Origin of the sequence: Pandoraea pneumonica (genome assembly GCF_049918595.1) — a bacterium.
Lineage (GTDB): Bacteria > Pseudomonadota > Gammaproteobacteria > Burkholderiales > Burkholderiaceae > Pandoraea > Pandoraea pneumonica_A.
Window position 1 is genome coordinate 897,470 of record NZ_JBNCRZ010000001.1, and the last position, 26,096, is coordinate 923,565.

General features: G+C 63.3%; 26 protein-coding genes. 1 reads left to right on the top strand and 25 read right to left on the bottom strand.

Annotation, left to right across the window (positions count from 1 at the left end; genetic code table 11):
• Positions 1 to 18: 18 nt before the first annotated feature.
• From ACPWR9_RS04220 to ACPWR9_RS04230, 3 genes are all read right to left on the bottom strand, one after another.
• Positions 19 to 2,430: a hypothetical protein gene (locus tag ACPWR9_RS04220; protein WP_426296337.1), complete on the bottom strand. Its 2,412-nt coding sequence runs from the start codon at positions 2,428 to 2,430 to the stop codon at positions 19 to 21.
• Between the two features lie 71 nt (positions 2,431 to 2,501).
• Positions 2,502 to 2,840 (bottom strand): hypothetical protein, encoded by a 339-nt coding sequence (locus ACPWR9_RS04225; RefSeq protein ID WP_426296336.1) that lies wholly within the window; start codon positions 2,838 to 2,840, stop codon positions 2,502 to 2,504.
• Positions 2,837 to 3,298 (bottom strand): hypothetical protein, encoded by a 462-nt coding sequence (locus ACPWR9_RS04230; RefSeq protein ID WP_426296335.1) that lies wholly within the window; start codon positions 3,296 to 3,298, stop codon positions 2,837 to 2,839. The genes ACPWR9_RS04225 and ACPWR9_RS04230 overlap by 4 nt, the downstream gene beginning before the upstream one ends.
• Positions 3,299 to 3,531: 233 nt before the next feature.
• Between ACPWR9_RS04230 and ACPWR9_RS04235 the strand changes: the two genes are divergently transcribed.
• Positions 3,532 to 5,190, top strand: coding sequence for a winged helix-turn-helix domain-containing protein (locus ACPWR9_RS04235; protein WP_426296334.1), 1,659 nt, complete (start codon positions 3,532 to 3,534; stop codon positions 5,188 to 5,190).
• 36 nt (positions 5,191 to 5,226) lie between these two features.
• Here the strand turns inward: ACPWR9_RS04235 and ACPWR9_RS04240 are convergent, their stop codons facing one another.
• From ACPWR9_RS04240 to sctI, 22 genes are all read right to left on the bottom strand, one after another.
• Complete coding sequence (locus ACPWR9_RS04240; RefSeq protein WP_426296333.1) at positions 5,227 to 5,757, bottom strand: hypothetical protein; 531 nt, start codon at positions 5,755 to 5,757, stop codon at positions 5,227 to 5,229.
• Entirely contained in the window at positions 5,754 to 6,779 is a 1,026-nt protein-coding gene (locus ACPWR9_RS04245) for an IpaD/SipD/SspD family type III secretion system needle tip protein (RefSeq protein WP_426296332.1), read from the bottom strand. Before ACPWR9_RS04245 ends, ACPWR9_RS04240 begins: the two co-directional genes overlap by 4 nt.
• A gap of 27 nt (positions 6,780 to 6,806) precedes the next feature.
• The gene (locus ACPWR9_RS04250; protein WP_426296331.1) at positions 6,807 to 7,829 is read right to left on the bottom strand and encodes an IpaC/SipC family type III secretion system effector; all 1,023 of its coding nucleotides are present in this window, start codon (positions 7,827 to 7,829) and stop codon (positions 6,807 to 6,809) included.
• Positions 7,830 to 7,844: 15 nt separating this feature from the next.
• Positions 7,845 to 9,566 carry a type III secretion system translocon subunit SctE gene (sctE, locus tag ACPWR9_RS04255; protein ID WP_426296330.1) on the bottom strand — a complete coding sequence of 574 codons (1,722 nt, stop codon included), beginning with the start codon at positions 9,564 to 9,566 and terminating at the stop codon, positions 7,845 to 7,847.
• The gene (gene sicA / locus ACPWR9_RS04260) at positions 9,563 to 10,798 is read right to left on the bottom strand and encodes a type III secretion system translocator chaperone SicA (protein ID WP_426296329.1); all 1,236 of its coding nucleotides are present in this window, start codon (positions 10,796 to 10,798) and stop codon (positions 9,563 to 9,565) included. The genes sctE and sicA overlap by 4 nt, the downstream gene beginning before the upstream one ends.
• A 118-nt stretch (positions 10,799 to 10,916) precedes the next feature.
• Positions 10,917 to 12,047 (bottom strand): EscU/YscU/HrcU family type III secretion system export apparatus switch protein, encoded by a 1,131-nt coding sequence (locus ACPWR9_RS04265; protein WP_426296328.1) that lies wholly within the window; start codon positions 12,045 to 12,047, stop codon positions 10,917 to 10,919.
• Between the two features lies 1 nt (position 12,048).
• Positions 12,049 to 12,840 (bottom strand): type III secretion system export apparatus subunit SctT, encoded by a 792-nt coding sequence (gene sctT, locus ACPWR9_RS04270; protein WP_426296327.1) that lies wholly within the window; start codon positions 12,838 to 12,840, stop codon positions 12,049 to 12,051.
• A gap of 1 nt (position 12,841) precedes the next feature.
• Positions 12,842 to 13,105, bottom strand: coding sequence for an EscS/YscS/HrcS family type III secretion system export apparatus protein (locus ACPWR9_RS04275; RefSeq protein ID WP_426296326.1), 264 nt, complete (start codon positions 13,103 to 13,105; stop codon positions 12,842 to 12,844).
• A 22-nt stretch (positions 13,106 to 13,127) separates the two neighbouring features.
• A complete protein-coding gene (locus tag ACPWR9_RS04280) occupies positions 13,128 to 13,772 on the bottom strand; it encodes an EscR/YscR/HrcR family type III secretion system export apparatus protein (protein WP_426296325.1) in 645 nt (214 codons plus the stop codon).
• Positions 13,762 to 14,664 carry a YscQ/HrcQ family type III secretion apparatus protein gene (locus ACPWR9_RS04285; protein ID WP_426296324.1) on the bottom strand — a complete coding sequence of 301 codons (903 nt, stop codon included), beginning with the start codon at positions 14,662 to 14,664 and terminating at the stop codon, positions 13,762 to 13,764. The genes ACPWR9_RS04280 and ACPWR9_RS04285 overlap by 11 nt, the downstream gene beginning before the upstream one ends.
• Positions 14,658 to 15,593 (bottom strand): hypothetical protein, encoded by a 936-nt coding sequence (locus ACPWR9_RS04290; protein ID WP_426296323.1) that lies wholly within the window; start codon positions 15,591 to 15,593, stop codon positions 14,658 to 14,660. The genes ACPWR9_RS04285 and ACPWR9_RS04290 overlap by 7 nt, the downstream gene beginning before the upstream one ends.
• Positions 15,578 to 16,036, bottom strand: coding sequence for a hypothetical protein (locus ACPWR9_RS04295; RefSeq protein WP_426296322.1), 459 nt, complete (start codon positions 16,034 to 16,036; stop codon positions 15,578 to 15,580). Before ACPWR9_RS04295 ends, ACPWR9_RS04290 begins: the two co-directional genes overlap by 16 nt.
• The gene (locus tag ACPWR9_RS04300) at positions 16,020 to 17,351 is read right to left on the bottom strand and encodes a FliI/YscN family ATPase (RefSeq protein WP_426296321.1); all 1,332 of its coding nucleotides are present in this window, start codon (positions 17,349 to 17,351) and stop codon (positions 16,020 to 16,022) included. The genes ACPWR9_RS04295 and ACPWR9_RS04300 overlap by 17 nt, the downstream gene beginning before the upstream one ends.
• A gap of 85 nt (positions 17,352 to 17,436) precedes the next feature.
• Positions 17,437 to 19,515, bottom strand: coding sequence for an EscV/YscV/HrcV family type III secretion system export apparatus protein (locus tag ACPWR9_RS04305; RefSeq protein WP_426296320.1), 2,079 nt, complete (start codon positions 19,513 to 19,515; stop codon positions 17,437 to 17,439).
• Entirely contained in the window at positions 19,515 to 20,681 is a 1,167-nt protein-coding gene (gene sctW, locus ACPWR9_RS04310; protein WP_426296319.1) for a type III secretion system gatekeeper subunit SctW, read from the bottom strand. Before sctW ends, ACPWR9_RS04305 begins: the two co-directional genes overlap by 1 nt.
• Positions 20,668 to 22,539 (bottom strand): type III secretion system outer membrane ring subunit SctC, encoded by a 1,872-nt coding sequence (gene sctC, locus ACPWR9_RS04315; protein WP_426296318.1) that lies wholly within the window; start codon positions 22,537 to 22,539, stop codon positions 20,668 to 20,670. Before sctC ends, sctW begins: the two co-directional genes overlap by 14 nt.
• On the bottom strand, positions 22,536 to 23,312 hold the full coding sequence (locus ACPWR9_RS04320) for a helix-turn-helix domain-containing protein (protein WP_426296317.1): 777 nt from the start codon (positions 23,310 to 23,312) through the stop codon (positions 22,536 to 22,538). Before ACPWR9_RS04320 ends, sctC begins: the two co-directional genes overlap by 4 nt.
• 83 nt (positions 23,313 to 23,395) lie before the next feature.
• Positions 23,396 to 23,689 (bottom strand): hypothetical protein, encoded by a 294-nt coding sequence (locus ACPWR9_RS04325; protein ID WP_426296316.1) that lies wholly within the window; start codon positions 23,687 to 23,689, stop codon positions 23,396 to 23,398.
• Positions 23,686 to 24,429: a hypothetical protein gene (locus tag ACPWR9_RS04330; protein WP_426296315.1), complete on the bottom strand. Its 744-nt coding sequence runs from the start codon at positions 24,427 to 24,429 to the stop codon at positions 23,686 to 23,688. The genes ACPWR9_RS04325 and ACPWR9_RS04330 overlap by 4 nt, the downstream gene beginning before the upstream one ends.
• Positions 24,386 to 24,997, bottom strand: coding sequence for a type III secretion apparatus protein OrgA/MxiK (locus ACPWR9_RS04335; protein WP_426296314.1), 612 nt, complete (start codon positions 24,995 to 24,997; stop codon positions 24,386 to 24,388). The genes ACPWR9_RS04330 and ACPWR9_RS04335 overlap by 44 nt, the downstream gene beginning before the upstream one ends.
• Positions 24,994 to 25,755 (bottom strand): EscJ/YscJ/HrcJ family type III secretion inner membrane ring protein, encoded by a 762-nt coding sequence (locus tag ACPWR9_RS04340; protein WP_426296313.1) that lies wholly within the window; start codon positions 25,753 to 25,755, stop codon positions 24,994 to 24,996. The genes ACPWR9_RS04335 and ACPWR9_RS04340 overlap by 4 nt, the downstream gene beginning before the upstream one ends.
• On the bottom strand, positions 25,752 to 26,057 hold the full coding sequence (gene sctI, locus ACPWR9_RS04345; RefSeq protein WP_426296312.1) for a type III secretion system inner rod subunit SctI: 306 nt from the start codon (positions 26,055 to 26,057) through the stop codon (positions 25,752 to 25,754). The genes ACPWR9_RS04340 and sctI overlap by 4 nt, the downstream gene beginning before the upstream one ends.
• Positions 26,058 to 26,096 lie beyond the last annotated feature (39 nt).

The window sequence follows — 26,096 nt, forward strand, 5'->3', positions numbered from 1 at the left end:
TACCCCGTCGTTGCGTGTTTATGCGGCCAACGGACGTCTGCTGAACGGTCGCGGCTCGAGCCGCGGCCGCTGCGTGACTGGCGTTTGCACCGTATCGTCGTGGGCTTCGTCGCGCGCGCGCTTGCGATCCGACACGTGTTGCCAGTGGCTGCTGACCTTCTCGCTGTAACCACCACCGATATAAGCCAGCAGCACGTCGGCCAGTGCCTCGTGGGCCTTTTCGCGATTCGACGGCGTCGGTAGTTGGGCCATGCGCTGAGCGCATGCGATCAGTGTTTTCATCAACGGTGCCGTGGACGGCACTTCCTGCTCGATATTGCGGAAATCCCTGTGTAAGGGGCTGTCCGGCCGTCCTTCTGCAAGATTGAAGAACAGCGTGTCGAACGTCCCGCGTTGACGCTCGATGAAGTTAGACCACCAGTGCCGGCCACCATGGTCCGACTCCACCAGACGTTGTCTTGCGATGGGCACCAGCATATCGAGACAGTCGCTGCCGAACGTGAGCGATTCGACCACCGTCGATGACGACGTCGACGTCACGCTCGCCGAGACCGGCGCGAACGGTGCCCGAGTCGTCGAGCGGTAGTTCGTCGCGGCGGCGGTCGTGGCATACAAGAGGGCCACGCCGCCCTCCTTGAGTTTGTAGCGCAGCGTGGTTTGCAATCCCGCGTCGTAAGCGATATCGCCCGCTTTGACGGCGTCGACGATATTCGTGACGTCCCATGCGCTCTCAAGGCTCACGCCGGCCTGCGTCAGGGCCTCGTTGACACCGCCGATGAGATTGACGGCGCCTGCGACCTTGATATCGAGATAGCTGCCGCAGTAAAAGGGATCTTCGTCGCGCGTCACTTTCTCGTATGTCACTTGCACCGCTCCGCCGTTCGGCAGAACGTTGCCGAAACCGGCATGTAACCCCAGCGCTGCCTGCCACTTGTCCTGTTGGCTTTGGATTTCGTGCTTGGCCAGAGCCTTCGGGCGAAGTATTCGTTCGAAGGCCTCGATGAACGCCATGTAGTCTTTTTCCTCACCAGGCGTCAGCCGGTTGTCGAGTTTGAGTCGCGCCAATTGCTCGAGCAGTCCGAGCGAGCCCACTTCCATTGCCGTGATCGCATGGCGCTTTTTCCCCGTCATCAGTTCGTGGGACACCTCCGCGCTGGACTTTTCGACGTGGCGCTTCATCGCCTCCATCAACGACTTGGCATCGTGTTTGGGCGCCACACCTTGCAAGACACTTCGCGCCGCCTCAGGCCGCGACGTGGCGAGCTCCAGAACATCGATCTTGACCACCTTGGTCGTCCTGAACTTGCGGGCCGATGCGGTCACGCCCGCCGACACGAAGAAGTTCGCCGAGGCCCCCATATCGACCGATCCGGCAATGGTGTTGTGCTGTTCGAGAGGCCCCGGCAACGACTTTCGCTGGGCGATGTCGATACTGCGGCAGCCGATGTTCTTCAAGTGCTGATCGATAAATACCCGGCTGAGGTCCGCACGCTCGAGATCGCGATCGTAGGTGGAAGACAGCGAGAACAGGTCGCGCACCTTGCCAATCAGCGCGACCGGCCCTTCGTTGATCCACGTTCGGAACTTGTGGCTGGCGCTGGCCACGTAGTCCGACAGCGACGCATAAATATCGGCGCGCGACGCACTCACCCCGGCCGAACAGTTGGCCGACAGAAAGCTCAGGATTTCGGCATCCGCGCTTAGCGACGCCGAGCGGCTATCGCTCTCGACGTACCACTCCGTCGGGGTGAACTCGATACCGGCGTCGTAACCGAAATTGAGACCGACGCCAACACCGGGCACCACCTCGCCCCGAACGTTGAACGACACGCCCCACGACGTGGACGACCCCGGCATCATCGACACCAGCCGCGCGTAGTACGCGTTGTTGAGCGTCTCCTTGATCATTTCGTGCGCGCTGGCGCGAAACTGCCACTTCATGGCCCGGCTGACATACATCGCGCTGATGAGCACCACATCGCGCTCCGGATACTTCAGCGCAAGCCGTTCCAAGGCGTGCTGCATGGTCCGAAAGAACCGGTAGGTCTCGATCATCTCCGCCGCATCGGCCCCTTGCCCCGGCCCTCGCGCCATCAGACTCGCGTAGCGCTCGGCGAGCTTGCGCTCCACCCTGCCGCTGCCGGAGAGATTCAGTTTTTCACGAAAACTCATGAAAACCTGGGCCAGCGAAATCGCGACGCTGCGAACATCCTCGTAGGAAACCGGGACCTCCACACCCGACAAATGCAGATCGCGCAGGACCACCAAGTCGTTGTGATGGCTGTCATTCGCGGCGAGGCCTGGGAGCGCTTCGCATCCGATCTCCATATCGGCGGCGTCGCAGGAAGTTTCGACCGACACCCGCGAGCGCTGAATCGTCGAGTCGACCCACGGGGTTAACGGAATATTTGCCCGTTCAAACTGAATCATTGGTTGAGGCTCCTTCATGAAAATTTGTGAGGCAGCATCCCCGGGTCAGGTGCGCCGCACAGATTTCAATGTCAAAGAGATTCACACAGGAATCTCTCGACCAAGGCAACAATGGCCGCCCTTGTGGGGCTCACATCGCTGGCATGAATCAACTGCACCCATTGCGAGCGATAACGCGCGGGACAGCACAGCCACGACTCGCCATCCGCGCTGCGCTCGCCGAAACGAACGGCCGGCGGCGGGGCGTCGGCAGGCATGGACAACATCAACGTCAAGTGGCCGTGGACGTATTCCAAAATCCAGAACGGCGCGAAGCCCGCAAGCGAGCGCACCTGAAAGAACGCGCCCACGACGTCAGGCAATTCCGCTTCCAGCGTCGGCACGATGAAGGCAAAGCCGTCGCCGGTCATCGCGCTGTGATCTCGCGCTTGATGGCGCTCGACGTGAGAAGGAAATCGCGCAACGCGATCAACCGGCTGTCCGGATCCATCGGTGCCGGCACGTAGCCATGCAGCGTGAGCGTGCCGCCAGTGGAATCGAAAGCCATCCACTGGCGGCACAACGCCGCGTTCAATCCCATCGCGTGTGTCGCGCCTGCGTCACCGACCCCTGCCATATGTCGCTCGATGCGCGTCGCATCGGTGTGACGAACCACGCAGACGTCGCCATCGCAAGCCTCGAGATAGATCACCTCTCGGTGCAAGGTGACGTCTGCCTGCCAGCGCTCGTGCATCGCATCGCACAACCATCGCGCGCTACATCCCGACTGCGCCGGTGCCGCCCGTTCGGCCAGTTCCCCGTGAAGCCCACGTGCCCGCCGCAGTTCGGAGGACGAAATCGACCGGTGGGGTGAGATTGGCGCTTCCATGATTTCTGATTAGGGGGACGATTTTTTGAAATACGTCTTGCTGGTAGCCATGATCCCGGTCCAGCGGCTCGGCTGAATTCCAGCTTTCGCCCAAGCGTGCGGGGGATATAGGTCGCGCACCGCCACCCCTCGCGGGAAATCACCCATTTGTGACGCACCGCTACGGTGAAAACGAGGGTTCTTCGAATAGTCTCCACGCTTTGAGGAACATGGGCGGGCAGGAGAGACGGCAGATGAATCAAATCAGCACCCCGCACCAAGGCAAGACGTTTCTGTTCGACGATTTTTCGCTCGATGCCAATGGTGTTTTGACGCAGGCAGACCGGCAGACGTGCCTGCCACCCAAAGAAGCGGCCGTCTTGCGCGTGCTGCTCGAAGCGGCGGGGGAAACCGTCAGCAAGGACAAGCTGCTCAGCCTCGTCTGGCCGCAGCAGGACGTGAGCGAAGAGTCGCTCACCCGCTGCATTTATGCCGTGCGGCGCCTACTGCGCGAGAAAAAAGCCGATCGCATTGTCGAGACGGTTTATGGCACGGGGTACCGCATCCGGCGCTCCGTCGCGATCGTGTCAGCCGCCTCGCGGGCGGCGGCCCTGTGCACATTGGCCGTCATGCCCTTTCGCATGCACAACACGTCGCAGGCGCTGCTGTTGCACGACCGGCTGGTGACACGGCTCTTCGAATACACCGCATATGGTCTGCGCGTGCTCCCGGCGTCGATCACTCGCACGTCGCTCGAATGTCACGACATCGCGACGTTCGTCGAGCGGTTCTCACCCGATTTTTATGTGTGCGGTCATCGCATCGACGACGACCGCTTGCGTATCGAGCTGGTGCATTCGGCCGGTCATCAGTTGCTCTTCAGCGAAGACTTTTCACTCGCGGACAACGCTGGCACGTTGCCCATCGAAATTCGCGTCACCGACATGATCACGAAGCATGTCCCGGGCCTCACGGCATCGGTGCATTTCTCGCACTCGTTCGACACGTTCGATACGGCCACGACGTTCCTGCACGCGCGCTTCAAACTCCAGCAACACACGCCGTCGAGCTTGCGTCAGTCATTGCAGCTATTCCATCAATGCGTAGGCGACGGTGCGTCGCGCACGTCACCGTACTGCGGTCAGGCAGAGTGTTATCTCGCGCTCGCGCATTTGGGGCTGTTCGATCAGAAGGCAGCGATGCAAGGGGCGCGTGGCGCCGTGGAAGCCGCGCTCGCGCTGGCCCCGCGCGACCCGCACGCGATCAGTCTGCTTGCGATCTTGCACAGCATGAAGTTCGAAAGTAGCGTTGCGAACATTCTGTTCGATCGCGCATTGTGGTCGGCACCGACGAACCCGTACGTGCGCTATCACCACGCCTGGCACTGTGTGCTGGCCGGACAAGCCACGGCCGCCGAAGCCGCGCTCGACATGACGCTCGAACACGATCCGAGTTTTGTCGCCGCGGTGATGCTCAAAGCCTGGGCGATGTTCTTCGACCGGCGCACCGATGAGGCGATCGTGTTCACTCGAGAGAATTTGCAGCGACACGGCCAGCATCACCCTGTGCTCACCAGCACGATGGCGGTCATGCTCTCGCACCAGGGTCATCACGACGCGGCCGAAGCCCTTGTTCGCACGGTGCGCGAGACCGGCGACGATGCCGGGCTACTCCTCATCAACCGTCATTACGTCGAAGTCGGCGCCGGCGATCCGGCGGCGAAGCACGCGGGCGAACAACTGCTCGCTGAGGTCGATTGCCGTCAGGTACGCGCCGGGCTGTTGCCCCTGATCTTGCGCGTGCACGGCTTGCCCGCGGCGCGCGAGACGTGGCGAAAAATGCGGATGGACTGGTATCCCTGGCAACGGTTTTACCGGCACGATCCGCGTCTGGATGCGCTGTTTTCGCTCTGAAGCCAAAGGCCCCCACCTGCAAAGGCGGGGGCCTTGTTACATCACGCCGCTGTCACCGCGAAGCGGCATCGCGCACAACCCGAGTCCGGCAAGCATCGCCGCCACGAGCGGATTCCGGCGAATTTCAACGCTGGCTGCCGAGCCGCGCAAGATCAACTCGGAAGCGAAAGCACGCAACGAGTCTCGCTGTGGATGTTCCGCGAGCAGCGTGATCAGTCCACCCAAGGCGTCGGCCAACAGCCGCGCTTCACCGGTGGCGAACTGCTCGAGAATGCCCCGTTGCCGCATCGCATCGCGCGGCAATATCGCGTCGCGCATGGCCATGTATCGGCGGCGCAGGGCGATGTCGTCGAGCGGTGTGGGGTCGAGCGCATCGCGAATCACCATCATCAGCGCCACGCCGATCGACGCCGCGTCGCCACTGGCCAGCATCGCCGACAGATATCGCTGCGACGGAAGGTTGCGTAGCGGCCCAGCCCGAAATCCCGCGTGGTGCGCAAAGGGTGCCAACGTCGGCGGCACTCGCTGGCGCGCCGCCTCGCCGAGAACACCGGTCGGGTGTCTCACCGCAAATATCCTTTGCAGGCTTCGAGCGTGGTGTTGATCGTGGCACTCAGCACCTTGACGAGATTGTCGTAGACCGAGGTCGCTGTGGAGAAGCGTTGAAGCAGCGACTGCATCGACGTTTTGATCAGGTTCTCCTGCGACGAGAAGCCGGAGCGCCAGATATCGAGTTCGAAGGGGTTCATTTCCCCGTTCTTGGGCACATTGTCGATCATGGTCTGAACCGGCCCAGTGTCGATGACGACAACGTACTTGCCGCTGCCTTCCGGTTGCTCCTTGACGCAGCTCTCGGGGACGCCGAGATCCTTGGCCCACTTCTCGGCATCTTCCTTGCTCGCGCCCTTGATCTCGTCGGCGTCTTTTTCCTGAGGGGGATAAAGCACCGCCGCGGGATTCGGTAGCTCGAACGCCTTTTTGACCTCCTCCAGCGCCGCTTTCAGTGCCTCGATATCCAGTGTGACCTTTTCCCCCTTGCCGTCCGTCTTGATCCACGTCGACAACTGCGCCACGATCTTGCTGATTGCCTCGTTGAACTTGAGATATTTGTCGGCCGCGTCGCTGTAGCTATCGAGGTACTCGGCTTTGAGCTTGGAGATCGCCTCGGCAATCTCCTTCCAGAAGGCCCCATTGTCAAAAGCAGGGTCATCCCACCACTTAGGGTCATCATCGCTGCCCATGGTCCCCAAGCCATTGCGATTCTTGTCGTTGACCGGCACATCGAGGGCCGCCAGCCCCTTAAGACGACGCGACAGATCGTGCGCACTGACCGCGACCGCATCGGCGGTGGCCGGTGAAGGTGATTGCAGGCGAATCTCGCGATCTAGCGAGCGCAAGCGATCCCCCAAATTTTCCGCCGCCTGAAGTGCGCCCGCCAGCAGGACAACATCACCCGCACGATCTTCATCGGTCGCCGGGTCGTGCACCACTTCCATCGGCGCATCGGGCGGGCGCGTCGCCAAGACCGTCATATCGGAATTCATTGGCGCTGGCACGGGCCGGTAGTTGGCATTCACCGCTTCGCTCATGTGACTTATCTCCTAATGTTTCGGCCCTCAGGCACGTATGTTCCCGGCGATCACACCCATCGCGCTGGTGCGCGATTGCATTGCCGTCTCGATCGCTTTGAGCATGTCGGTAATCATCGAGTGATCGCGATTGGCTTGCTCTTGTGTCGAGCTGGTGGATTCCTTATGGACTTGCATCGCCGCATCCTTCTGCTGCCGGTCAGCCTGCGCAATGGCGGAGGCGTAATTGCCCGATCCGGTCGCGACGCTGCCCGTCGTGTTTGCCAATTGCAGCAGCACCTGCGCCTTGAAGCGCTGGTCATCGAGCGGATGGCGTGCCTCGGGCGTCACCTGCGCAGGCGTGCCCCCTTCGGGAACGTCCACGTCCGGCGTCGACGGCGCGGGCGTTGTGCTCGACGCTGGCGTGTCCACATCGGGCGTCCCGCTGGGTGTCGCGCCGGGTGTCGCGTCGACATTCGGTGCGTTTGTCCCCGGCGTCGATGTCGGGGTCGGCGAGGGGACGTCGGCTCCCGTGCCATCTTTGAGCGCACTCGCCTCCGGCACCTTCTTTAACTGCTGGTACGCCCCGGCCCCGGCCATGGCGACCGAGATCGTCGCCCCCGACAAGTTACCCATCATGGTGGCCATGCCGCCCCGCTTGATGGCGTCGACCGATCCTTTGAGCGTATCCGCATTCAACTGCGTCAACGCGGCGCGAAGCTTGATGTCGTTCTCGAAGGCCTTTTGAAAGAAGGCGAAGTACCGCAACAGGACGAGTGCCTGACTCGACATGAGCCCGCCAAACCCGTCATCGCTGGCAGGTTTATCGCTATCCGGCACGTCGCCGTTGCCAGCGGCGTTCAACTGGCGCAGCCACTCATGCGCAGCATTGCGATCCGCTTGCGACGAAGGAACATCCAGCCCCGGCGCGTGAGTTGCACTTTGCGCGTGGGTCTGTGCGTCGGCGTCGAATAGCCGCGCCATACCGACTTTCGTTGCTGCCTCATCCCACGCGGGTAACAACTGGCTCGGTGCCACATACGCCGGGCGGTTTTCGATAACAGTATTCATGATCTCTCTCCGGACTCAAGCGCGGACGTTGTTCAAGATGAAGCGGCCCGCGTCGTTCTGATTCTTGGCCGCGTCCGACATGCTGCTGAGCAAGCCGGTGAAAACGTTATCCGACGCGGTAAAGCTCTGCGCGGCCTGTTTGACCCATTCGCTGATTTTGTTCAGCACTTCGCGCGAGACGACCATGTCCGCAGAAATGTCCGCCGCGTTCTTCTCGAAGACACCCGCAGCGACCTGCCCGCCGGACTGCGTGCCGACCAACCCCACTTCGCCCAACGCGGCCGTCTTCGTCAGCGCACTGCCGATGACCTGCCCCGTGCCCTCATTGGCGCCCATGCGCGACGCTAGCGACGATAGGCTCTGACTCATCAGCTTGCTGCCCGACTTGAGCGATTCTCGAACCAAATCGGGGACGATCTTCTTCACCGCCTCGCCGACGAGATTGCCGAGGGTGCCGCCCAGTTTGCTAGCGACGGCCGAGCCTGCCACCATCGTGAGCGCCAACGCGGCGATGACGACAACCGCGGCGACGACTGCCCCGACCACACCGCCGATCATTTCCGCCGTCGCTTTGCCCACCCCCATCTTTTCGAGGAAGCCACCGATGGCGCCGCCAATCGCCGCCGCCATCGGCTGAATCACACTCGTCATCAATGGTTTGAGCGCTTCGCCCAATAGCGAGAAGCCGGTCGCGGCACCCACCGTGGTATCGGCGAGCATGGCGCCGCCCAGAACGATCATCGGCGTGGTCAGGCCACCGGTGAGCGCCGCGCCGACGATACCCACCACGGTGATGATCGCGCCGAGGATCTTGCCTAACCACCCCATCGCCTTGTTGAGGCGTTCCGCTTTCTGCACCTGCTCGCGGTAATCGGCATTGCGCTTCTGGAGATCGTTCTCACGCGCTTCGCGCATCGTCTCGAAGAACTTCATATCCTCTTCGATGGCGGTCTGCGCCGAGTCGCCCACCAACTTGGCGTACATCGCCATCATGGCGAGTAGCGACTTGATTTGATCGAGATGCTCCTCCCCTTCGGCCCCTGGTTTGGCATCTGGCGCGGCCATGACATCGCTCAGCAAGGCATCGCTCTTTTTGGCGGCCGCGGTGGCCGCGTCTTGCGCCTTGCTCTGCGCCGACTTCGCATCGTCGAATTTTTTGGCCGCGGCATCGAGCTCCGCTTTGGCCGTGTCGCGTGCCGTCTTCGCGGCGATGGCCTCGGGGGAATCGGGCGCGGCCGCATCGAGTGCCGCCTGGGCCTGGGCAAGTTTGTCGCGCGCCCGGTCGAGCGCTGCGCGCGCCTCGTTCGTCGACTTTCCCGCGCCTTCGAGTGCGCTCAGCGCATCCTGGGCCTCGCGCACGGCGTTCAGGAACGCCTCGCTCTCCTTGCTCCGGACAGCCTGCTTGGACGACTCCTGCGCCTGCCACTGCGCCAGACGCGTCTCGATTTCCGAGAGCGAACGCTCACCCAGCATCTGCATCATGCGGCCGAGCAACGCCGTCAGGTCGCCCTTGTCATGCTTGCGGGGCGGGGCTAACGCCGGGGCGTCGGACATGTCGACCGGTGTGTCTTGCGACGTCGGCGTCTTGTCGATGCTGGCCCTCAGCAGGTCGTGCATCACGTTCGCGTTGCTCGCCGGGACAGGCGGCGCAGATTGACTGGCGGAAGAAGCGTCGCCGCCGTCGGCCGATGGCGGCGCATACGAAGGCGCCCGGGTGTCGATGGCGGTCGAGCTCATGCGGCCTCCTTGGCGCTCGCCCCCGTGTCCTGCGCCGGTGCACCATCGAGGGCCGTCAGATAGGCCTTGGCCTTGCTGCGCAAATCGCCGTCGAAGCTGCTCTCGCACACCAGCGAGAAGCACTCGCGGGCGGCGGGCGCATCCTGCATCAGCATCTGACATTGCCCGGCGTAGAACACCGGCCGATAGTCGTTCTTGCCCACGGCAAAGGCCATGGCGTAGAGATCCACCGCCTTTTGATATTCGCCCTTGAGCTGACAAACGGCAGCCAGTCCGACGATGTACTCCGGGTTGTAAAAATCGTAAATGCACAAGAAGCGGAAGAAGGCTTCCGCCTGCGCCAATTGCCCCTTGCTATAGAAGTCGTACGCATGCGCGTACAAGCCATCCATCGTCTCGCTGGAGATGCCTTGAATGTCTTTCAGACTGGCCCCGGCGATCACTGCATCCCAGATCGCTCCCGTGGCACGAACCTCTTCAGTTTCCAACTGCTTTGCCGCGTTTGACATCGCTTTTACTCCTTCCGATACCCGACACCGGGTGAGTCGTCGACCGGCCAATCGTCCGGTCGGTAGAAATCCGCACGGCGTCCCGCCAGCCATGCGCCAGTTGGCGCCCTTCACCGTCCTGCCGGTGAGGTTTGCTTTGCTCGTATCTGCGTCCGTCACCGGCAGCGGCATCGACGCCAGACAGCGAATCCAGCCATCGACGCTGCCCGCGCGAAGGGCTCGATAGCAGGCATCGGCGCGCGCGGCTGCCGCACGCGCCAACGCGAGCGCCGTCTGTGATTTTTGGGATGCCCGCGCGTATTGCGGATCGCGCGGCGAGAGCACGTCGACCACCATTTGCGCCTCGGCAACGACGTAGTCGGCCTTAATCGCTGCCTGCTGACTCGCACTGAACGCTTCTCTGGCGCGTGTGTGCCGCGCCTCAGCACGCCGCGCACAAACACGCAGCGCCAGCGCTGCACTGCGCCGGCAAAAGGAAAGCGATGTGAACGTGTGGGTGCGCAATGGGCGTGCGAGTTCACCGGGCAATTGGATGCGGCTATCGCTGGCCACCCCTACGAGTCCCGACATCGCGTCGCGCGCTACGGCGCGTAACGTCTCCTGCATCGCGCCGTGCGTCTCACGCGGTTGTGCAAGCGCATTGGCCGCAGTGCGAGCGCGGCGCAAATTCGTCAGCGATCCAATGACCGGTGCCGAACGTATCTGCTCATCCTGTCGTCCCATCCCTCCTCCCGAGTGCTCATTCAATGGGGGTGTCGACGTTGCTGCTTCCGGCAGTCAGCGGCATCCCGATGCGTTTCATTAAACCAATCCACCTCCTGAAAAACTTGCAGAAAGCGGCTTATTCCCGACGAACTTCTTGCGGCGCATTCGATCCCGCGTCGGCGGTGTGCGTGTCGTCGGCAGCGGTGTCCGCTGGCTCGTCGATGGTGGTGTCGTCTTGTGCGCCCGCGCGCTCGACGTCGTCGAGCCATTGCAGCAGGCGCATGATGGCGTCCAGCGCATCGAGCGTGACGAACGTGTAGCGGCGATGCGTGCGATACAACTGGCGTGCGAGCCGTATGTCGCGAATGACCGGCACGCCGACCGACTCGGCATAAGTGCGCACGGCTAACGCACGTTGATTGGTCTCCATCACCGAGATAAACGGCAACGCGATGATGTCGGGGCGGAAGTAAATGCCCACAGCGATATGTGTGGGGTTGGCGATAATCAGGCGGGAATCGCGAATGTCGGCCCGCTGCGGCTCGGACAACAACTCCATATGGCGCTCGCGGCGTTTCGCCTTGATTTCCGGGTTGCCCTCGCTTTCCTTGTGCTCGCGCTTGACCTCTTGCACCTCCATGCGGTGCTCGCGAATGAACAGCCAGAATTCGATCATCGCGTCGAGCACGGCGATGGGCGCAATGCACGCCAGCGTGATCCACGCGAGCTTGCCGACGAGCACCCGCCACGCAGCGGCAACGCCCGCAGGGCTCATATGCACCTGAGCGAATAGCAGCCCCCGCGCGTTGAACCACAGCGCTGTGGCGATGCCCACAAAGCTCGCGAGGTAGAGCAACGATTTCACGGCATCTTTCACGGTGCGCAGGCTGAAGATCTTCTTGGCGCCTTGCAGCGGACTCATCGCGCCGAAATTGAGCTTGAGCGCTTCGCTCGCCCAGACGAAGCCGGTTTGCATGAGCGCAGGCAGCACCGCCGCCGTCGCGCACACGAGCAAGACCGGCGCGAGCATGCGCAAGCCGTGCTGAAAGAGGCTGACGGCATAGGCCTGTGGATTGGCGAACGTGCCGTCGGCAAGCACCTGCCGATATTCCTGCATCAGCCAGACGAGCGGGTCGGTCGATAGCACGAAGACCAGACCGACGAAGACGAGCGTCACCATCGTCAGTTCTTTGCTCTTGAACGACTGCCCTTTCCTGGCGGCGTCGCGCAGGCGTTTGGGGGTCGGTTTCTCGGTCTTCGCGGCCATGCTATTGGCCGCCCGGCGCGAACCAGCGCGCAATTTCGTGCGGGCGCGTCGTGAGCGCGCTCAGCCCGTCCGGTAACACCGCAGAGAAGTAGATCAACAGCACGGCAAACGCGATCAGGCTTTTCACCGTGAGCGACAGAGCGAACGCATTAACCTGCGGCGCAAAGCGAGACAGCAGGCCAAGCATCAGTTCACAGAGCAGCAGTGCGCCGACGACCGGCGCACTCAGCGAGATCGCGTGACTCATGATCGTATCGAGCAGCGAGTGAACACGCTCGGCCGATAACGTGCATGGGCCAAATGGCTCGCACGCACGGTAGCTCTGTGCCATCACCTCTAGCAATCGCGTCATGCCACCGAGCTGCAAGTAGATGACAGCGCCGAACCACTGGAAGAAGTTCGCCAACTCGGAGGTATCGACGCCGTTGGCCGGGTCGATCACGCTGCTTAGCGTCGCGCCGCGCTGATTGTCGATATAAGCGCCCAGCCCGTGAAACACCCAGAACGGCCACGCCAGCGCGCACCCCAGCAGCAGGCCGACGACGGCTTCGCGAAGCACTAGCGACCAGATCGGCATGGTGTTATCGAGCGGCGCGCCGTAGGCGTAGGGCCACACACCCACCGCGATCCACATGGCAACGGCGGTGCGCAGCACACCGGACATCACATTACCGTTGAGCAACGGCAGGAGATACACCACGGGTGCCACGCGTGCAAACGCAATACCCGCCGCTATCGCACCGTCGAAGTGATCGGATATCAGCGCCGAGAGCGGACCAAGCGGCGCGCTCATGTCATGCCTTTCCGGTCATGGCCAGCCGCATGACGGTGGTACCGAATGTCACGAGCATCTCGCCGTACCACCCCGCGAGCAAGAACAGACTCAACGAGACCGCCAGCAGCTTCAGTCCGAACGGCAGCGTCTGCTCCTGCACCTGCGTCACCGTCTGGAGCAAGCCCACGGTCACGCCGACCAGCGTGGCGACGGCCACGGGCCCCGCCGAGAGAATCAGCACCAGATACAACGCTCGGTTACCCGCGAAGATCAAGTTGTCCATGGCAACCCCTTGTGTACGCCGCTCATGGCATGTACTGCCGGATTAGACCCTGCGACAACAACGACCAGCCGTCCATCGCCACGAACAGAATCAACTTGATGGGGACCGAAATCGTGACGGGGCTCATCATCATCATGCCGAGCGAGAGCAGGACGCTCGACACCACCAGATCGACAACCACAAACGGCAGATATAGATAGAAACCGATCGTAAAGGCGCTCTTGATTTCGGAGAGTGCATAAGCCGGGAGCAGCGCGAAGAGCGACGGCTCGACAATCTCGTTCGAAGCGGTCCCGGTATCGCGGCTGACTTCCTCGCGCGCGAAGAACTGCGTCAGCCCGGGGTCGGCATATTTGACGAGATACGCGCGATAGGGCGCGAGACCTTCGTCGATGAATAAACGCACCGAGGCCGCATCGGCAAAGTTCACCGGATTCGCCTCGTAGGCGTTGAACACCGCCGTGGCAACCGGCAGCATGACGAACATCGAGACGAGCAGTGCCACGCCATTGAGCGTCATGTTGCTCGGCACTTGCTGCAAGCCGAGCGCATTACGCACCATCACGAAGACGATGGAGAACTTCACGTAACAGGTGCCCGACGCAATCAGAAACGGCAGCAGCGTAAACAGACTCAGTACGCCGATCGCCGGTACATCACTCCACATGTCCTGCGCTCCCGAACCACTCGTTGATCTGCACGCCCAGCCGCCCGTCCAACTGCACGAGTTCACCGCGCGCAATCAGCGCATCGTTGACGCGAACCTCAACACGCTGTTCGGCTTCCGGCTGCAACGGCAGCACCGGCGTCTGCCATAACTGCCGCAGCTCGGCGAGCGAGAGGCGTTGACGCTGCAAAACGAAAACAAGGTCTACCGGCAGTTGTTCCAGCGACGCCGGCGCCGGCACGCCGTCGTCCATGTCTTGCACCGTCTCAGGTTGTGTGTACGTTTGCAGCATTAGCGCTCCTTCTTCCCTTCGATAACCACCCAATGTCAGTCCGCCACAAGTCAGCGCGCGGCGTCGTTCACGAATGAGCAGCACGTCCCCACTGTCGACCTCACGCAGCGTCTGTGCGCACACGCGGCTTTTGCCAAGCTCGGCGTTCAGCCAGAACCGCACGCCATCCACATCGCGCGCCAGTTCGCCGTCGACCACAGGGGCACGCGCCAGCCATACCGGACACTCGTCCGCCCGCACCTTGAGCAGCATCCCTTCAGGCAACGCGCTCCCATCGATGGGGGCGTCGACATCGAGCGCGTAGTACGCCAACTCGGGTACCGGCATTTGCAGCGGATGCGTGCTTGCGGCGAACAGGCGGGCGGCCAGCCGCTCGGTGTCGGCGCAGCACGCCAGCGACGCCAGTTCGTGCGACACCCCTTCGAGCCACATACCGGGCTCGATCCACGCCTGCCAGGTTCTGGCCGCGTCGTGCACGCAGATCCATGTGCCCATGCGCGGCAGGGGTTCTAGCGACACTCGCAAGCCTCTCGCCCGCCAGACAGCTTCGGCCCGGGTCAGCCGCGACAGCGTCTCGTCGACGCGGCGCAGCCTTAGCATTCGCGCTCCTCTTGCGTCGCGTCATCCGGCGGCGCAACGGCGGTGACAATCGACACCCCGGCCCCACTCAGTTGCCAGCGCGCCGCGCCACCTGTGGACGTAGCCGGCCACATCGCCTGCAAGCGACGCTGCACCAGCGCGTCTGACGCACCGAGGACGAAGCGCTGATGTCCGTCGACTTGTACGGCCTGTACCTGTACGAAATGCCCCTTGCCCCAACTGCCGAACGAATAACGCATGCCGTCGCTGCCCGGCGGCGTCCAAGCTGGCTCACTACCGCCCGGTAAGGTGTGCGCCGGCCGGTCTCGTGGTGCCTGTTGCGAGAGCGCTGCCGTCGGTGCGGCATCACGCGGCGCGTGACCCGTGACGCCCCACGCAGGCACGCCCTCCGGTGCACCTCGGTCCGACTTGCGATGATCCTGCGGCGTCGGGAGCGTGGAGGGCGTGTGCGTCGAGCCTGCCGTGAGGGCCGTGGGTAGCGACGCGGCAGCGTCCGTGGGTGTCTGATGGCGAGGGGATAGCAGCGCGGCGTCCGCCGCTTCAACCAATGCGTGTGGGGGTCGAACCATATGCCGGTCGGCGCCGTTCTCCTTCGGTATGACGCGCACTTCCGCGCGATCGCCGTCGCGTCTTTCCTCAGTTGAGTGACGCTCGATTTCCGCCGCCGTGGCGGCATCCTCCGCCCCGCTTGCCGAAGCCACTGGCAAGTGAGCCTCCGGACGAACGAGCATCTGCCAGCCTGGCCCACCGCCTTGCCACACCTCATCACGCTTGCGCTGCGCATCGCGACGCCGCAGCGCCGACTCGAATGCCTTCGCCGCCTCGCTGTCGTCTCGCGACGCACGCGCCGCGTCGGCCGATTCCGCCGATTGCGTGGTCTCGACGGACATGGGGAGTGTCGTTGCGACGCCAATCACAGCGCTATCCATGCCAGTCGCTCCTCGAATTCGGTGACTTCACGTTGTTCGATACGCAGCAGTGCGGCCTTACGCAGTGCGACCGTCATCCGCGTGTACGTGGTTTCCTTGCGCCACCACCGTCTGCGAAGCGCCTCGCAGCGTTCACGTTGCGCCGCGAGTTCATCACGCGCCTCATCGAGCGATTTGGCGCGTACGTCCAGTTCGCGTGCTTGCTGACGTAGCAACGCACCGTTGCGCAGTTCGCGGCGAAGCTCGGTCAAACTCATCTGCACTTGCGAGAGTCGCGACGATTCGATCAAGCCGGCGATGGCATCGCATTGCCGGTTGAGCGCGTCGCGTTGTGCCGCCAACTTGACGTCTTGCACAGAGAGATCGCGCAGATCGCGCTCCTGCAACTGCTTCATTTGCCCGGCCCCCTGCTGCAACCGATGCAGATCAGTCCACGATGTCATGCAACCTCCTCAGGGTCTCGTCTTCGGACGACCATTCGTCCCGCGTCTGCCGCAAGAACGCCTCCATCGCCGGTTTAGCAGCCATCGCGCGGTCGTCCTTTGCATCGACACCGGGACGGTATTCGCCCAGATCGACAAGGGTTTGCAACGCCTCCAGACGCGCGAGCCACGCCCGCAACTCGCCTGCCGCGCGCAGGTGCTCCGGCGTCGCCACGCGTGTTGCAACTCGGCTCACACTGCGCAACACGTCGATGGCCGGGTAGTGACTTCGTTGCGCGAGGCGCGCGCTCAGATGGATATGCCCGTCGAGAATCGAACGGATTTCTTCGGCCATCGGGTCGGTCGAATCGTCGTCTTCGATGAGCACCGTGTAGAACGCCGTGATGCTTCCCGACGTGGCCGCCCCCGCACGCTCGAGTAACTGCGGCAGGCTGCTGTAGACAGAAGCGGGCACGCCCGCGCGCATCGGCGCTTCGCCGGTCGCCAGCGCCAGATCGCGGCACGCGCGCACGTAGCGTGTGAGCGAGTCGACAAACAGCGCGACGTGATGGCCCTGCTCGCGGAAATACTCGGCGACGGTAGTAGCGAGCAACGCCGCATTGCGCCGCGCCACGGCAGGCGCATCCGATGTGGCATAGACGACCACGCAGCGATTCGCACCGGGCGAGCGGCGCAGTTCGTCGACGATCTCCACCACCTCGCGCCCGCGCTCACCGATCAAGGCCACCACGGTGGTATCCGCGTCCACCCCCGCCATCAGCGCATTCATGAACGACGTCTTGCCGCATCCGGCAGGCGCGAAGATACCGACGCGCTGCCCGCGTCCGCACGGCAGACAAGCGTCGATGGCACGCAGCCCCGTATGCAGCCGTGTATCGATCCCGACCCGGTTGTCGTAAGCCAACGCCGGGGCGAGCAGTTCGCGCTCGGCGGGCAACGTGTCCGGTGCCGCAGGCATGTGCGACAGCCCAGACACCCCATCGATCCGGTCGACGATCTCGCCGCAGGCATCGAGCACCGCGCCGCGCCATGCGGCCTGTGGCCGGCAGGTGGCCTGCCGCCCTGTCGGTACCAGCGCCGAGTCGCGCGAGAGGCCCTGGGTGGCCGCAAACAGGCTGAGAACGGCGTGTTCGTCGTGAACGGCAATGACCTGTGCCTGCCCCACCGCCGCAGTGGCGCGCCAAGTGCGGCGAATCTCGCAGATTTCGCCAATCGATACGCCCGGCAGCCGCGCCTGCGCGGTGTGTCCGGCAATGCGCGAGACAAGCGCCATACGCCGGATAAACGGCGGACCCACGGGGGGGATGTGCTTCATCGAGATCTCCACGAGCAAGGGACCTCATGGGTACGGTGGGCATGATGGGCACGGCGGGCGAGGTGAGCGGGCATGGGCGGGTGGCTCAAATGGTGGAGATCACGTTGACCGACACGCCGTCGACCAACTCGCCGAACGACAACACTTCCAAATCGCGAAAGCGGGTCTCGACGAGCTTCTTGACGAAGCGCCGCACGTCGACCGACGCGAGCAACACCACTTCCTTATGCGCCCGCCCGGAGGTGTCGAGCGCCACGCCGACCCGATCGAGCAGCGTCTCGGCGTCTCTGGGCTCCATGTTGACGAACGATCCACCGGCCGTCTGACGGATCGCGCGGCGCACGGTCTCCTCAAGTTCGGCGGACAACATGACGACACGCAGTTCGCCGTTACGCAAAAACTTGTTGCAGATGTAGCGCCCCAGCGCGCTGCGCACATGCTCGACGAGATTGAGCACGTCTTTTTCGCGCGGCGCCCACATCGCAAGCACTTCCATCACGAGCTTCATGTTGCGCACGGAGATGCGCTCCATCACCAGCCGCTGGAGAATTTCCGCCACCCGCTGCAACGCCACGTGACGCAGCACTTCCTTGACCAGATCGGGGTAGTGACCTTCCACGAGGTCGAGCATCTTCTTCGCTTCCTGAATGCCGAAGAACTCGTTCACGTGGCGCGTGAGCAGCACCGCGAGGCATTGGTACAACTCGTCGGCAGGCGCGAGCGTCGCGTGTTTCAGTTGCGCGAGCATCTCGCCCTGCTCCGGTGTCACCCAAGCGCAGCGGCCACGGTCTGGGCCGGAGAAGACGGGATCTAACGCTAATGCTGCGACCTCTTGGGTATAGGCCTCGACGCGTACCCGGTCGTAGTAAATGCCGAACTCGTCGGCGCGCACTTCGTTGATGTAGACGGCAGCGCGGGCGTCGTCGATCTGTTCGGAACCTTGCAGCAACACCTCGGGCAAGTGCACACCGAAGTCGTTGAAGAATTGACTGCGGATGCGGCGCGCAAACGCGTCGGCTTCGAACGCCGCAACCCGCGCGGTCGGCACCACCACCGCCAGCGGCGCTGTGGCCGGGGCCACGCCATCGAGATCGTCGATCAGCATCAGGCCGCTGCCCGGTCCGGCCTTGGCGGGTTTGCCACCGTCCTTTCCCGTGGCTTCGCCCTTACTCGCTTGACTCCCACCGGCCTGCCCCGCATTCGCCGCCGTCGGGCGCGCGAAATAGCAGGCTGCCGCCAGTAGCGCGGCGAGCACCGTGAACGTGATCATCGGAAACCCCGGCAGGGTGCCAATGGCGAGCGTGAGCAACGCCGTCGCACCGAGTACGAACCGGTTGCCCATGAGCTGGCTGACGATGGTGCGCCCCATATTGCTCACTTCACCGTTCACCCGTGTCACGACGAAACCGGCCGCGACCGAAATCAGCAACGCCGGAATCTGCGCGACGAGTCCGTCGCCGATGGTGAGCGTGGAGTAGGTGGTCACGGCACCACTCAGGTCCATATCGCGCTGCGTGACGCCGACGATGATGCCGCCGATCAAGTTGACGAAGATGATGACAATGCCTGCAATGGCGTCGCCCTTGACGAACTTCATCGCGCCGTCGAATGCGCCGTACAACTGACTCTCCCGCTCAAGCACGCTGCGGCGCTCGCGCGCGCCCTCGGTGTCGATGGTGCCCGCCTTGACGTCGGCATCGATACTCATCTGCTTGCCCGGCATGCCGTCGAGCGAAAAGCGCGCGGCCACTTCCGCCACGCGCTCCGAACCCTTCGCAATGACGATGAACTGCACGATGGTGACAATCGCGAAAACGACAAAGCCCACCGCGAGGCTGTCGCCTATCACGAAGTCGCCGAACGAATCGATGATCTTGCCCGCGTCCGCATCGATCAGAATCAAACGCGTGGTGCTAATCGACAACGCCAGCCGGAATAGCGTCGTAATCAGTAGCATCGACGGGAACGACGAGAAGCTCAGAATCTTCTCGATGTGAAACGCGCCGAGAAAGAGCAGCACGGAGATCGCAATGTTGATGCCGATGAGGAAGTCGACCAGGAACGTCGGCAAGGGCACCACCAGCATCGCGATGACGCACGTCATCAGCATCAGGATGATGATTTCCGGCCGCTCGCGCAGACTGCCCAGCAACACGGTCGGCATCAGGCGCTCCTGCGGTCGCGCGAGACCGGGTCGGCGTTGATGGCCACCATCTCGCGTCGATACGCCGCATCTGCGAACGTCTTCAGGCCATCGAGCACCGCGTCGCGAGCCTCCTGCGTTTGCAGCGGTTCGCCCGGCAGCGCAGAGCACGCCCGTTGCAGCAAACCGATCAGTCGACTGTGCGCGTCGAACCCTTGCAGCATCGCCGCGTCGCCGGTCACATCGCGCAAGGCGCCGTCGAGCTCGGTGGGGTCCGTCAGAATCACCAGCAGAAAGTGCAGCCAGTCCTGTTCCCGATCGTTGAACGGCCGGGCCATCGGACTGGTGCTGACCTGGGCGACGAACGTGCTCTCGCAGGTGCGCAAACGCCGTAAGGTGCCGAGCTGCGAGAGCGGCGACAGAAACTCATGCGCCGTGCTGCTGGGATCGTTCGCGCACATGTCGTCGACCAGTGCGCCCTCCATGAAGTGCAGTACCTGCGCGCGGCGCGCGAAGCCGAAGTCGCCGATCCAGTTCTGGTAGATCTCGATGTCGCTCGCTTCGCCGCACAAGAAATTGCGATAGGCCGCACGCAACATCGACGGCGTGTAGGCCAAGGGCATCTCATTGCTGCACAGGCGCGCTTTGATCGCACAGTGGATCCCGGCAAGCCGATGACGGACTTCCTCCGGTGGTGCGGCTTCGGCACGGGCGAGCACAGCATCGAGCGCCGTTTGCTGTTCCGGCGAGAGGTGATCGCGTTGCGAAATCAGCACCTTGAGCGCAAGCCAACGGTCGCTCACGTCGGGGAATTCGGTCTGCAGCATGCGGGCCAGCTCCTCCGGCGAGGCCCACGACGCCGCCAGAATCCGCTGAATCCTGTCGGGTGCCGAGTCGTCTAGCAGGTGCGCATAGCTATCGTCCAAGCCGCGCCGCTCCTCGGCGCTGCGTAATGCACGTGAACGGAATTGGGCCATCGCCGACGACATTTCGTCCGACGCGTCCTGCGCGCGCCGTACGTCGGCCACCGGCCCGCCGAGGATTCGCTGCGACTTACCGTCGTCGTCATCGTCGGCCATACGCGTCGCATTGTGATGACTCGCCGCGGCCTTGTTGCCCGTCTTGTCACTGGTCTGCGCCAAAGACGCCGGCGCAGAGAAGGGGCGGATGGCTTCAAGCCCGCTCATAGACGCTCCTCTTCGATGGGACAGCGGGCGCTGCCTCGTCGCCCGCGTCGATGACGTGAGACGCGTCCGGGCCGGATGGGTCGCTGCGTTCTTCGTTCTCACGCTGCGGCGCGTCGAGTTCCGTCGCCGCCCGCACAGCCTGAACCCCGGCATCTTGGGGATAGGGCAGCGTCTTCACGGTATCCGCGCCGATATCGCTCGCATCGCGCGCCAGTGCCTGACCGATCTCTCTCGGTTGAATCAGGAACACGCGTACGTTGTTGTTCTGGGTGCTGCTGGTGTAGCGAAACAATCTTCCCAGTAGCGGGATATCGCCAAGCAGGGGGATCTTCTTCTCGACGGTATCGCCACTGTCGCGGGTGTAGCCGCCGATCAGCAGGCTCTTGCCCTGCGGTACGCGAGCGATCGTGCTGATATGCGTGCGAGAAACGGTGGGGAGCGACGTGTATTTGCTGTCGCTGTCTCGGGGCGGGGCGCTCGTGCCGTCTTCGATATTGAGCGTCATCTCGATCTCGTCGTCCCCGGCAAAACGCGGCCACACGCTCACCATCGTGCCGTACGTGACGCTGCGCAAATCGGTCGAACGCTCGCCTTCGAGCGGCACGTAGAACGTCTGACTGCCGTCGAATAACGCCGGGATGTTCTCTTGCGCCAAAATCACCGGCCGCGAGACCACCGTCGCCCGGCCGTTGGACGCCAACGCGTGAATCTGTGCGAGAAAGCGCACGCCGTCGAGCGTGCTCAACGGCGTGGTGGCGTTAAGCAGCAAACCGACCTTCGAGCCAAGGTTCGCGCCACCGGACCAATCGATGCCGAGCGAGTCGAGTGCTTCTTTGCGAAGGTCGATGATCCACAACGAGAGTTCGATGTGTCGGCGCGGCACGTCGAGCCGCGTCACCAGCCGCTCGATGCGCTCGACTTGCTGCGCGCTTCCCTTGACGATCAGGCTGTTACCGGCGGGATAGGCGCGCACGACCACCGGCGTCTGCGTGGCAGGTGCGGTGTCCGATGAGACATCCTGATCGTGTGAAGTCATCGACGCTTCATCGCCGGCGTCTTCGGTAGCCATGTCCTTCCGAGGTGTCTTCTCAGGCGCCTCTTGTGACGGCGAGACCTCGCCCGTCGCGACCAGTTGCCGGACGATCGTCTCCATCCCGGGGATGACGATCTTCTCTTCTCTCAGCGCGTAAGTCCGGTCGGAGACGAAAGCATTGTCCATGCGCACGACACCGATCTGTTCGGGTGCCGACGCCTGCGCCTCGTCGCTTCGGCTGACGCGATCCAGCGACTTCGCTGCGGCGAGCACCAGATCGACATACACCGGCGGCCCCGACACGTAGAAAACGCCACTGCGGGTGTCCCCGCGCACCAGATAGCGTCGGTCATAGAGGCCGGTGGTTCGCAGGTATGCCGTCACGTCGGCCACGCGGGCATAGCGCAACGAGACGGTAGCGCTGCGCACCTCCGAGGCGTCGTAGACGTAAATCGATTGCCCGTCGTGATACCAGATGAGGCCTAGCTTTCCCGCCAACGATTCGAGCAACCCGCGCGCGTTCGACACATCGAAATCGCCGGACACCTGCTTCTTCGCTGCGGCCTTGCTCACGATGACCGGTTTGCCCAAATAGGGCGAGAGCGCGTCGAAGAATACGCGCAAGTTGTCGTTGCGTGCGACGTAGCCGCCGCGTGCGGTTGGACTGCCGTTGCCGGTGCTGCTCACGCGTGGCGCCGGCGACGCCGTGGCCGCCGGCGCGTCGAGCGTACCGGCCGACGCCAGCGTCGTTGCCCACGAAGCACTGACCGGCCCAGTCGCCACGGCGCACAGCAACGCGCATACGAGGGAGTGCCGACGCGTCATCGTGCCGATGTCCGCAGCGCACTTGCCGCACTTGTCGGCGACATGCCGATCAGTTCTTTGATCTCGGTAGAGAAATGCGACGACGAGGCGTAGCCGTTCCGAAGCGCGATTTCGGTATAGCTATCGCTGCCCTGCGCGACTTCCAGCATCGAGCGCGCCATGCGCCAGTCGCGCAACACGATCTTTGCGGACTCGCCGAGCGCACAGCGGCACAGCCGTCGGAAATGCGAGTACGACACGCCGTACTTCGCACACATGTGGCGCAGCGTGCCGCCCGTGTGCGAGCGCGACAGTAAAAAGCGCACAAGCTTGTACGACTCGCCGCGCCGCAGCATGGTCAACATGGTGTAGAACGCGTCGTTGGGGGCCACCAACTGGCTCAGGAACCATATTTCGCACTGACGCCGGTCGGTCCACGGCGTGTCCACGGGCACGCGATGCAAAGCGGGAACGCCCGCATAGCGATCGGCCTCGCAGGGCTGCGCGACTCTGGCTTCGTCCATGAACGCGAGCAGTTTGACGAGCACGTCGCAGTGCAACGGGTGGTATTGCAGAACGCCGCCGCTCACGCGCATCTGCCCGCGCCCGAACATCAACAGGCCACAGTAGCCCGACGGCAGCGGCACGCGTGTCGACTGACTGGCGTGCGAGGCATGCAACTCCAACGAGAGATCGCCTGCACCCGCCGTTTGCCTGACAAACCACACGCCATCGCACGTCAATGCGCGGGAATCGTTCGCACACAGTTCCTGCTGCGTTCCCATAATTTCCATACCTCTCATCGCCCACCTCACATCAAGTCACGCCAAATTCATTGGTCCGGGTTATTGCTACGGCACTTCGCTCGCCTGCGTGACTAACTCCCGCCGATTTCTTCGTAACGCGCCTTGCCTGTGTCGAGCCATTCGATCCAGAGGTTTCGTATCCAAGCCTCCCGAAACACCGATTCGACGTCGTCGGCGCTGCTATCGCCCGGCGGGACTGTCTCGTCGTCGTTCGACGTGCTTGTCGAGGCCGGGGGCATCGATTCGGACACGTTCGTTTCGCTCGCACCCCGGATACGTTGCAGCAGGGTCGGCGGCGGCGTTCTGATTTCGTCTTGCGCCCGCGAAACTGGCACGGTGAGATCGGCTCGCGATACGACATTCATAGATGGGCTCCATGGGACAAACGATCGGCGTCGGATACCGGCGCAGCTGTCGGTGTATCGGTGCACGCGTCACGTGCCAACGCGTCTACCTGCGCCTGCAAGGGCAACAGCGCTGCGGCCAGCATCGTGTGAAGTTCGCAAGGCGTCGCACCGGGGTGATGCTCGATGGCCTGCGTGGCGCGCGCGATGTACTCGGCCGGGTCGTACTCGAAAACGTGGTCGCCACGTCGAACGGCGAGCGCGTCGTCGGCGCGCCATTCAAACGTCAGCGGGGCCGGGCAGATGACTTCCAGTCTTGCGCGAATCGATTCGCGTTGTGTCCGCAGCGATGCAGGTAATGCAACGACGAACGGCACATCGCTCGCGTGCGCAGCGAACGCTTCGAAGGCATCGTCGATGGCTGCGAGCAGGGCTTGCGGGTGCCGAGCGGCTTGCGCGAGCAGCGCCTGCATTTGCTTGGCCATCTCGCTGCGCCACTGTCGGCACATCTGCTCGGTTTGCATGATCTGCGCCACGGTAGCTTCGAGCGCCGCCGCAATGCCGCGTGCGTATCCGTTGCGCACCGCGCGCTGTTGCAGCGACAACGTGCGCGCCTGCGACTCGCGCACATGTTGATTCGCCCACTGGCGGATATCGCGATCGACGCGCGCGTGCACCGCACCTCGTTCGAGATGCCGCCGCTTGACGACTACGCCGTCAACGACGGGTGTCTGGGGGGGAATGGGGATGCTTTTTGGCATATTGCAAGGCAGTCACGAACAGACGTAAATCGAACGCGCCGGGGCAGTGCCCGAGCCGGGCAACGTTCGAAGCAAACAACAACGGCAGGCGCTGACGTACCGGCTCGGGGAGTGGCGCGGCCATTGCCGTCAGACGGGCAAAGCCCTCGGCCAGCAGATCCGCATGCGAAGGCGGCTGCGGCCCCGTCGGCGTCGTGGGTTCAAGCAGCGGCAAGCGGGCGAACGCCGTGGCCCACGCGGGCAAGCGCAGCAACGCGGCGCGACGGCACAACCCGGCCTTGAGCGCCTGACATCCCATCAGATAAGCCACTTGCGGCAAGCGCTGCCAGTTGAGCAACCACGCACGCTCGGCGATGCCAACCCGATCGAAAGGCCAGTGCGTATCGAGCCGCAGCGCGACGATCAGGATTTCGTTGACGACGGCACGCTGGCGCGGCGACGCAAACGATTCAGGCAGCGCGAAGTGCCCCGGGTGGATGTACGACACCGGATCGAACATCATCAGCCGCCAACCCACGGCAACGGCGCTGGATGACTCGTGCAAACCGGGTTTCGAGTGCAGCGTCACAGTGTCTCCTCCGCAGCGGCGGGCACACGCGGCTTGCCCGAGCGCGCGAGTACCCGCGCACTGACGCCAATCAACGTCGCAACCGCCAGCAGCAACGCGATCAGGCCCATCGTCCAAAACGCAGTGTTGCTACTGCCATTGCTGCGGCTCACCGGGGGCGGCGCGGGAAGATCCAGTGCGTCCGGTTGCGGCGACAGCACGACCGAAATGTTTTCGTAACGCACATCGTCGATGCTGTTCTTGAGGAAGCGTTTTACGTCGTTGATGAGCACAGACGGATCGACGCCTTTCTGATAGACCGCGACCGCGGCAACATGCGGTGCCGTCTGCGCCTGATCCATCGCCAAGCCCTCCACGTCGTAGCTCAGATGAACACGGGCGGCGAGCACCCCATTCATCAAGCGCAACGACTGTTCGAGCCGCTGCTCGATGGCCGAGTACAAACGAGCGCGCTCGGCGCGCGGCGATGCCACCAGCGCATCGGGCGGGAACATCTGCGCGATCTCCATGCGCGGGCGCGACGGCAGATCGTAAGTTTTGAGCCAGTCGACAGCGGACGGAAAGTCGCCCGTGTCGACCTTGATCGTGTAGCCCGCCTTGCCCGCATCGACCTTTTCCGCCGCAATGTCGTGACGCAGCAATACGGCGGCCACTTCGTTGGCTTGCTGCTGGTCTAGCGAGGTGAGGAGCGTCTCGCTGCGCCGGCAAGCGGCGAGCGAGAGCACGACACACGCGAGGAGGACATGACGCCACTTCACCTGAGCAGGGCCTCCACCGCACCGACGGCCTTGCGCGCCAGTGTCGCCGTCATGGAGACCTCCAGGCTGTACTCCGCCAGGCGAACTTGCATGGCATTCAGGGCGACGGGGTCCGACGCATCCATGCGGCCGACATCTTGTGTCATGCCGATGCGCTCGGTCTCGTACCTGGCCGAAAGATCGGCCGCCGCATGGATGAATCGCGACTCCAGTGAGCCGCCAGTGCCGGGGTCACCGGCGATGACCGAGGTCGGCACTTCGAGCACGTCGGGACGTTGCAGTGGCGCAATGGCGGTTGTCATGACGGGTCTCCTTTCAGCGTCGAGGGGAAAAGTGCATCG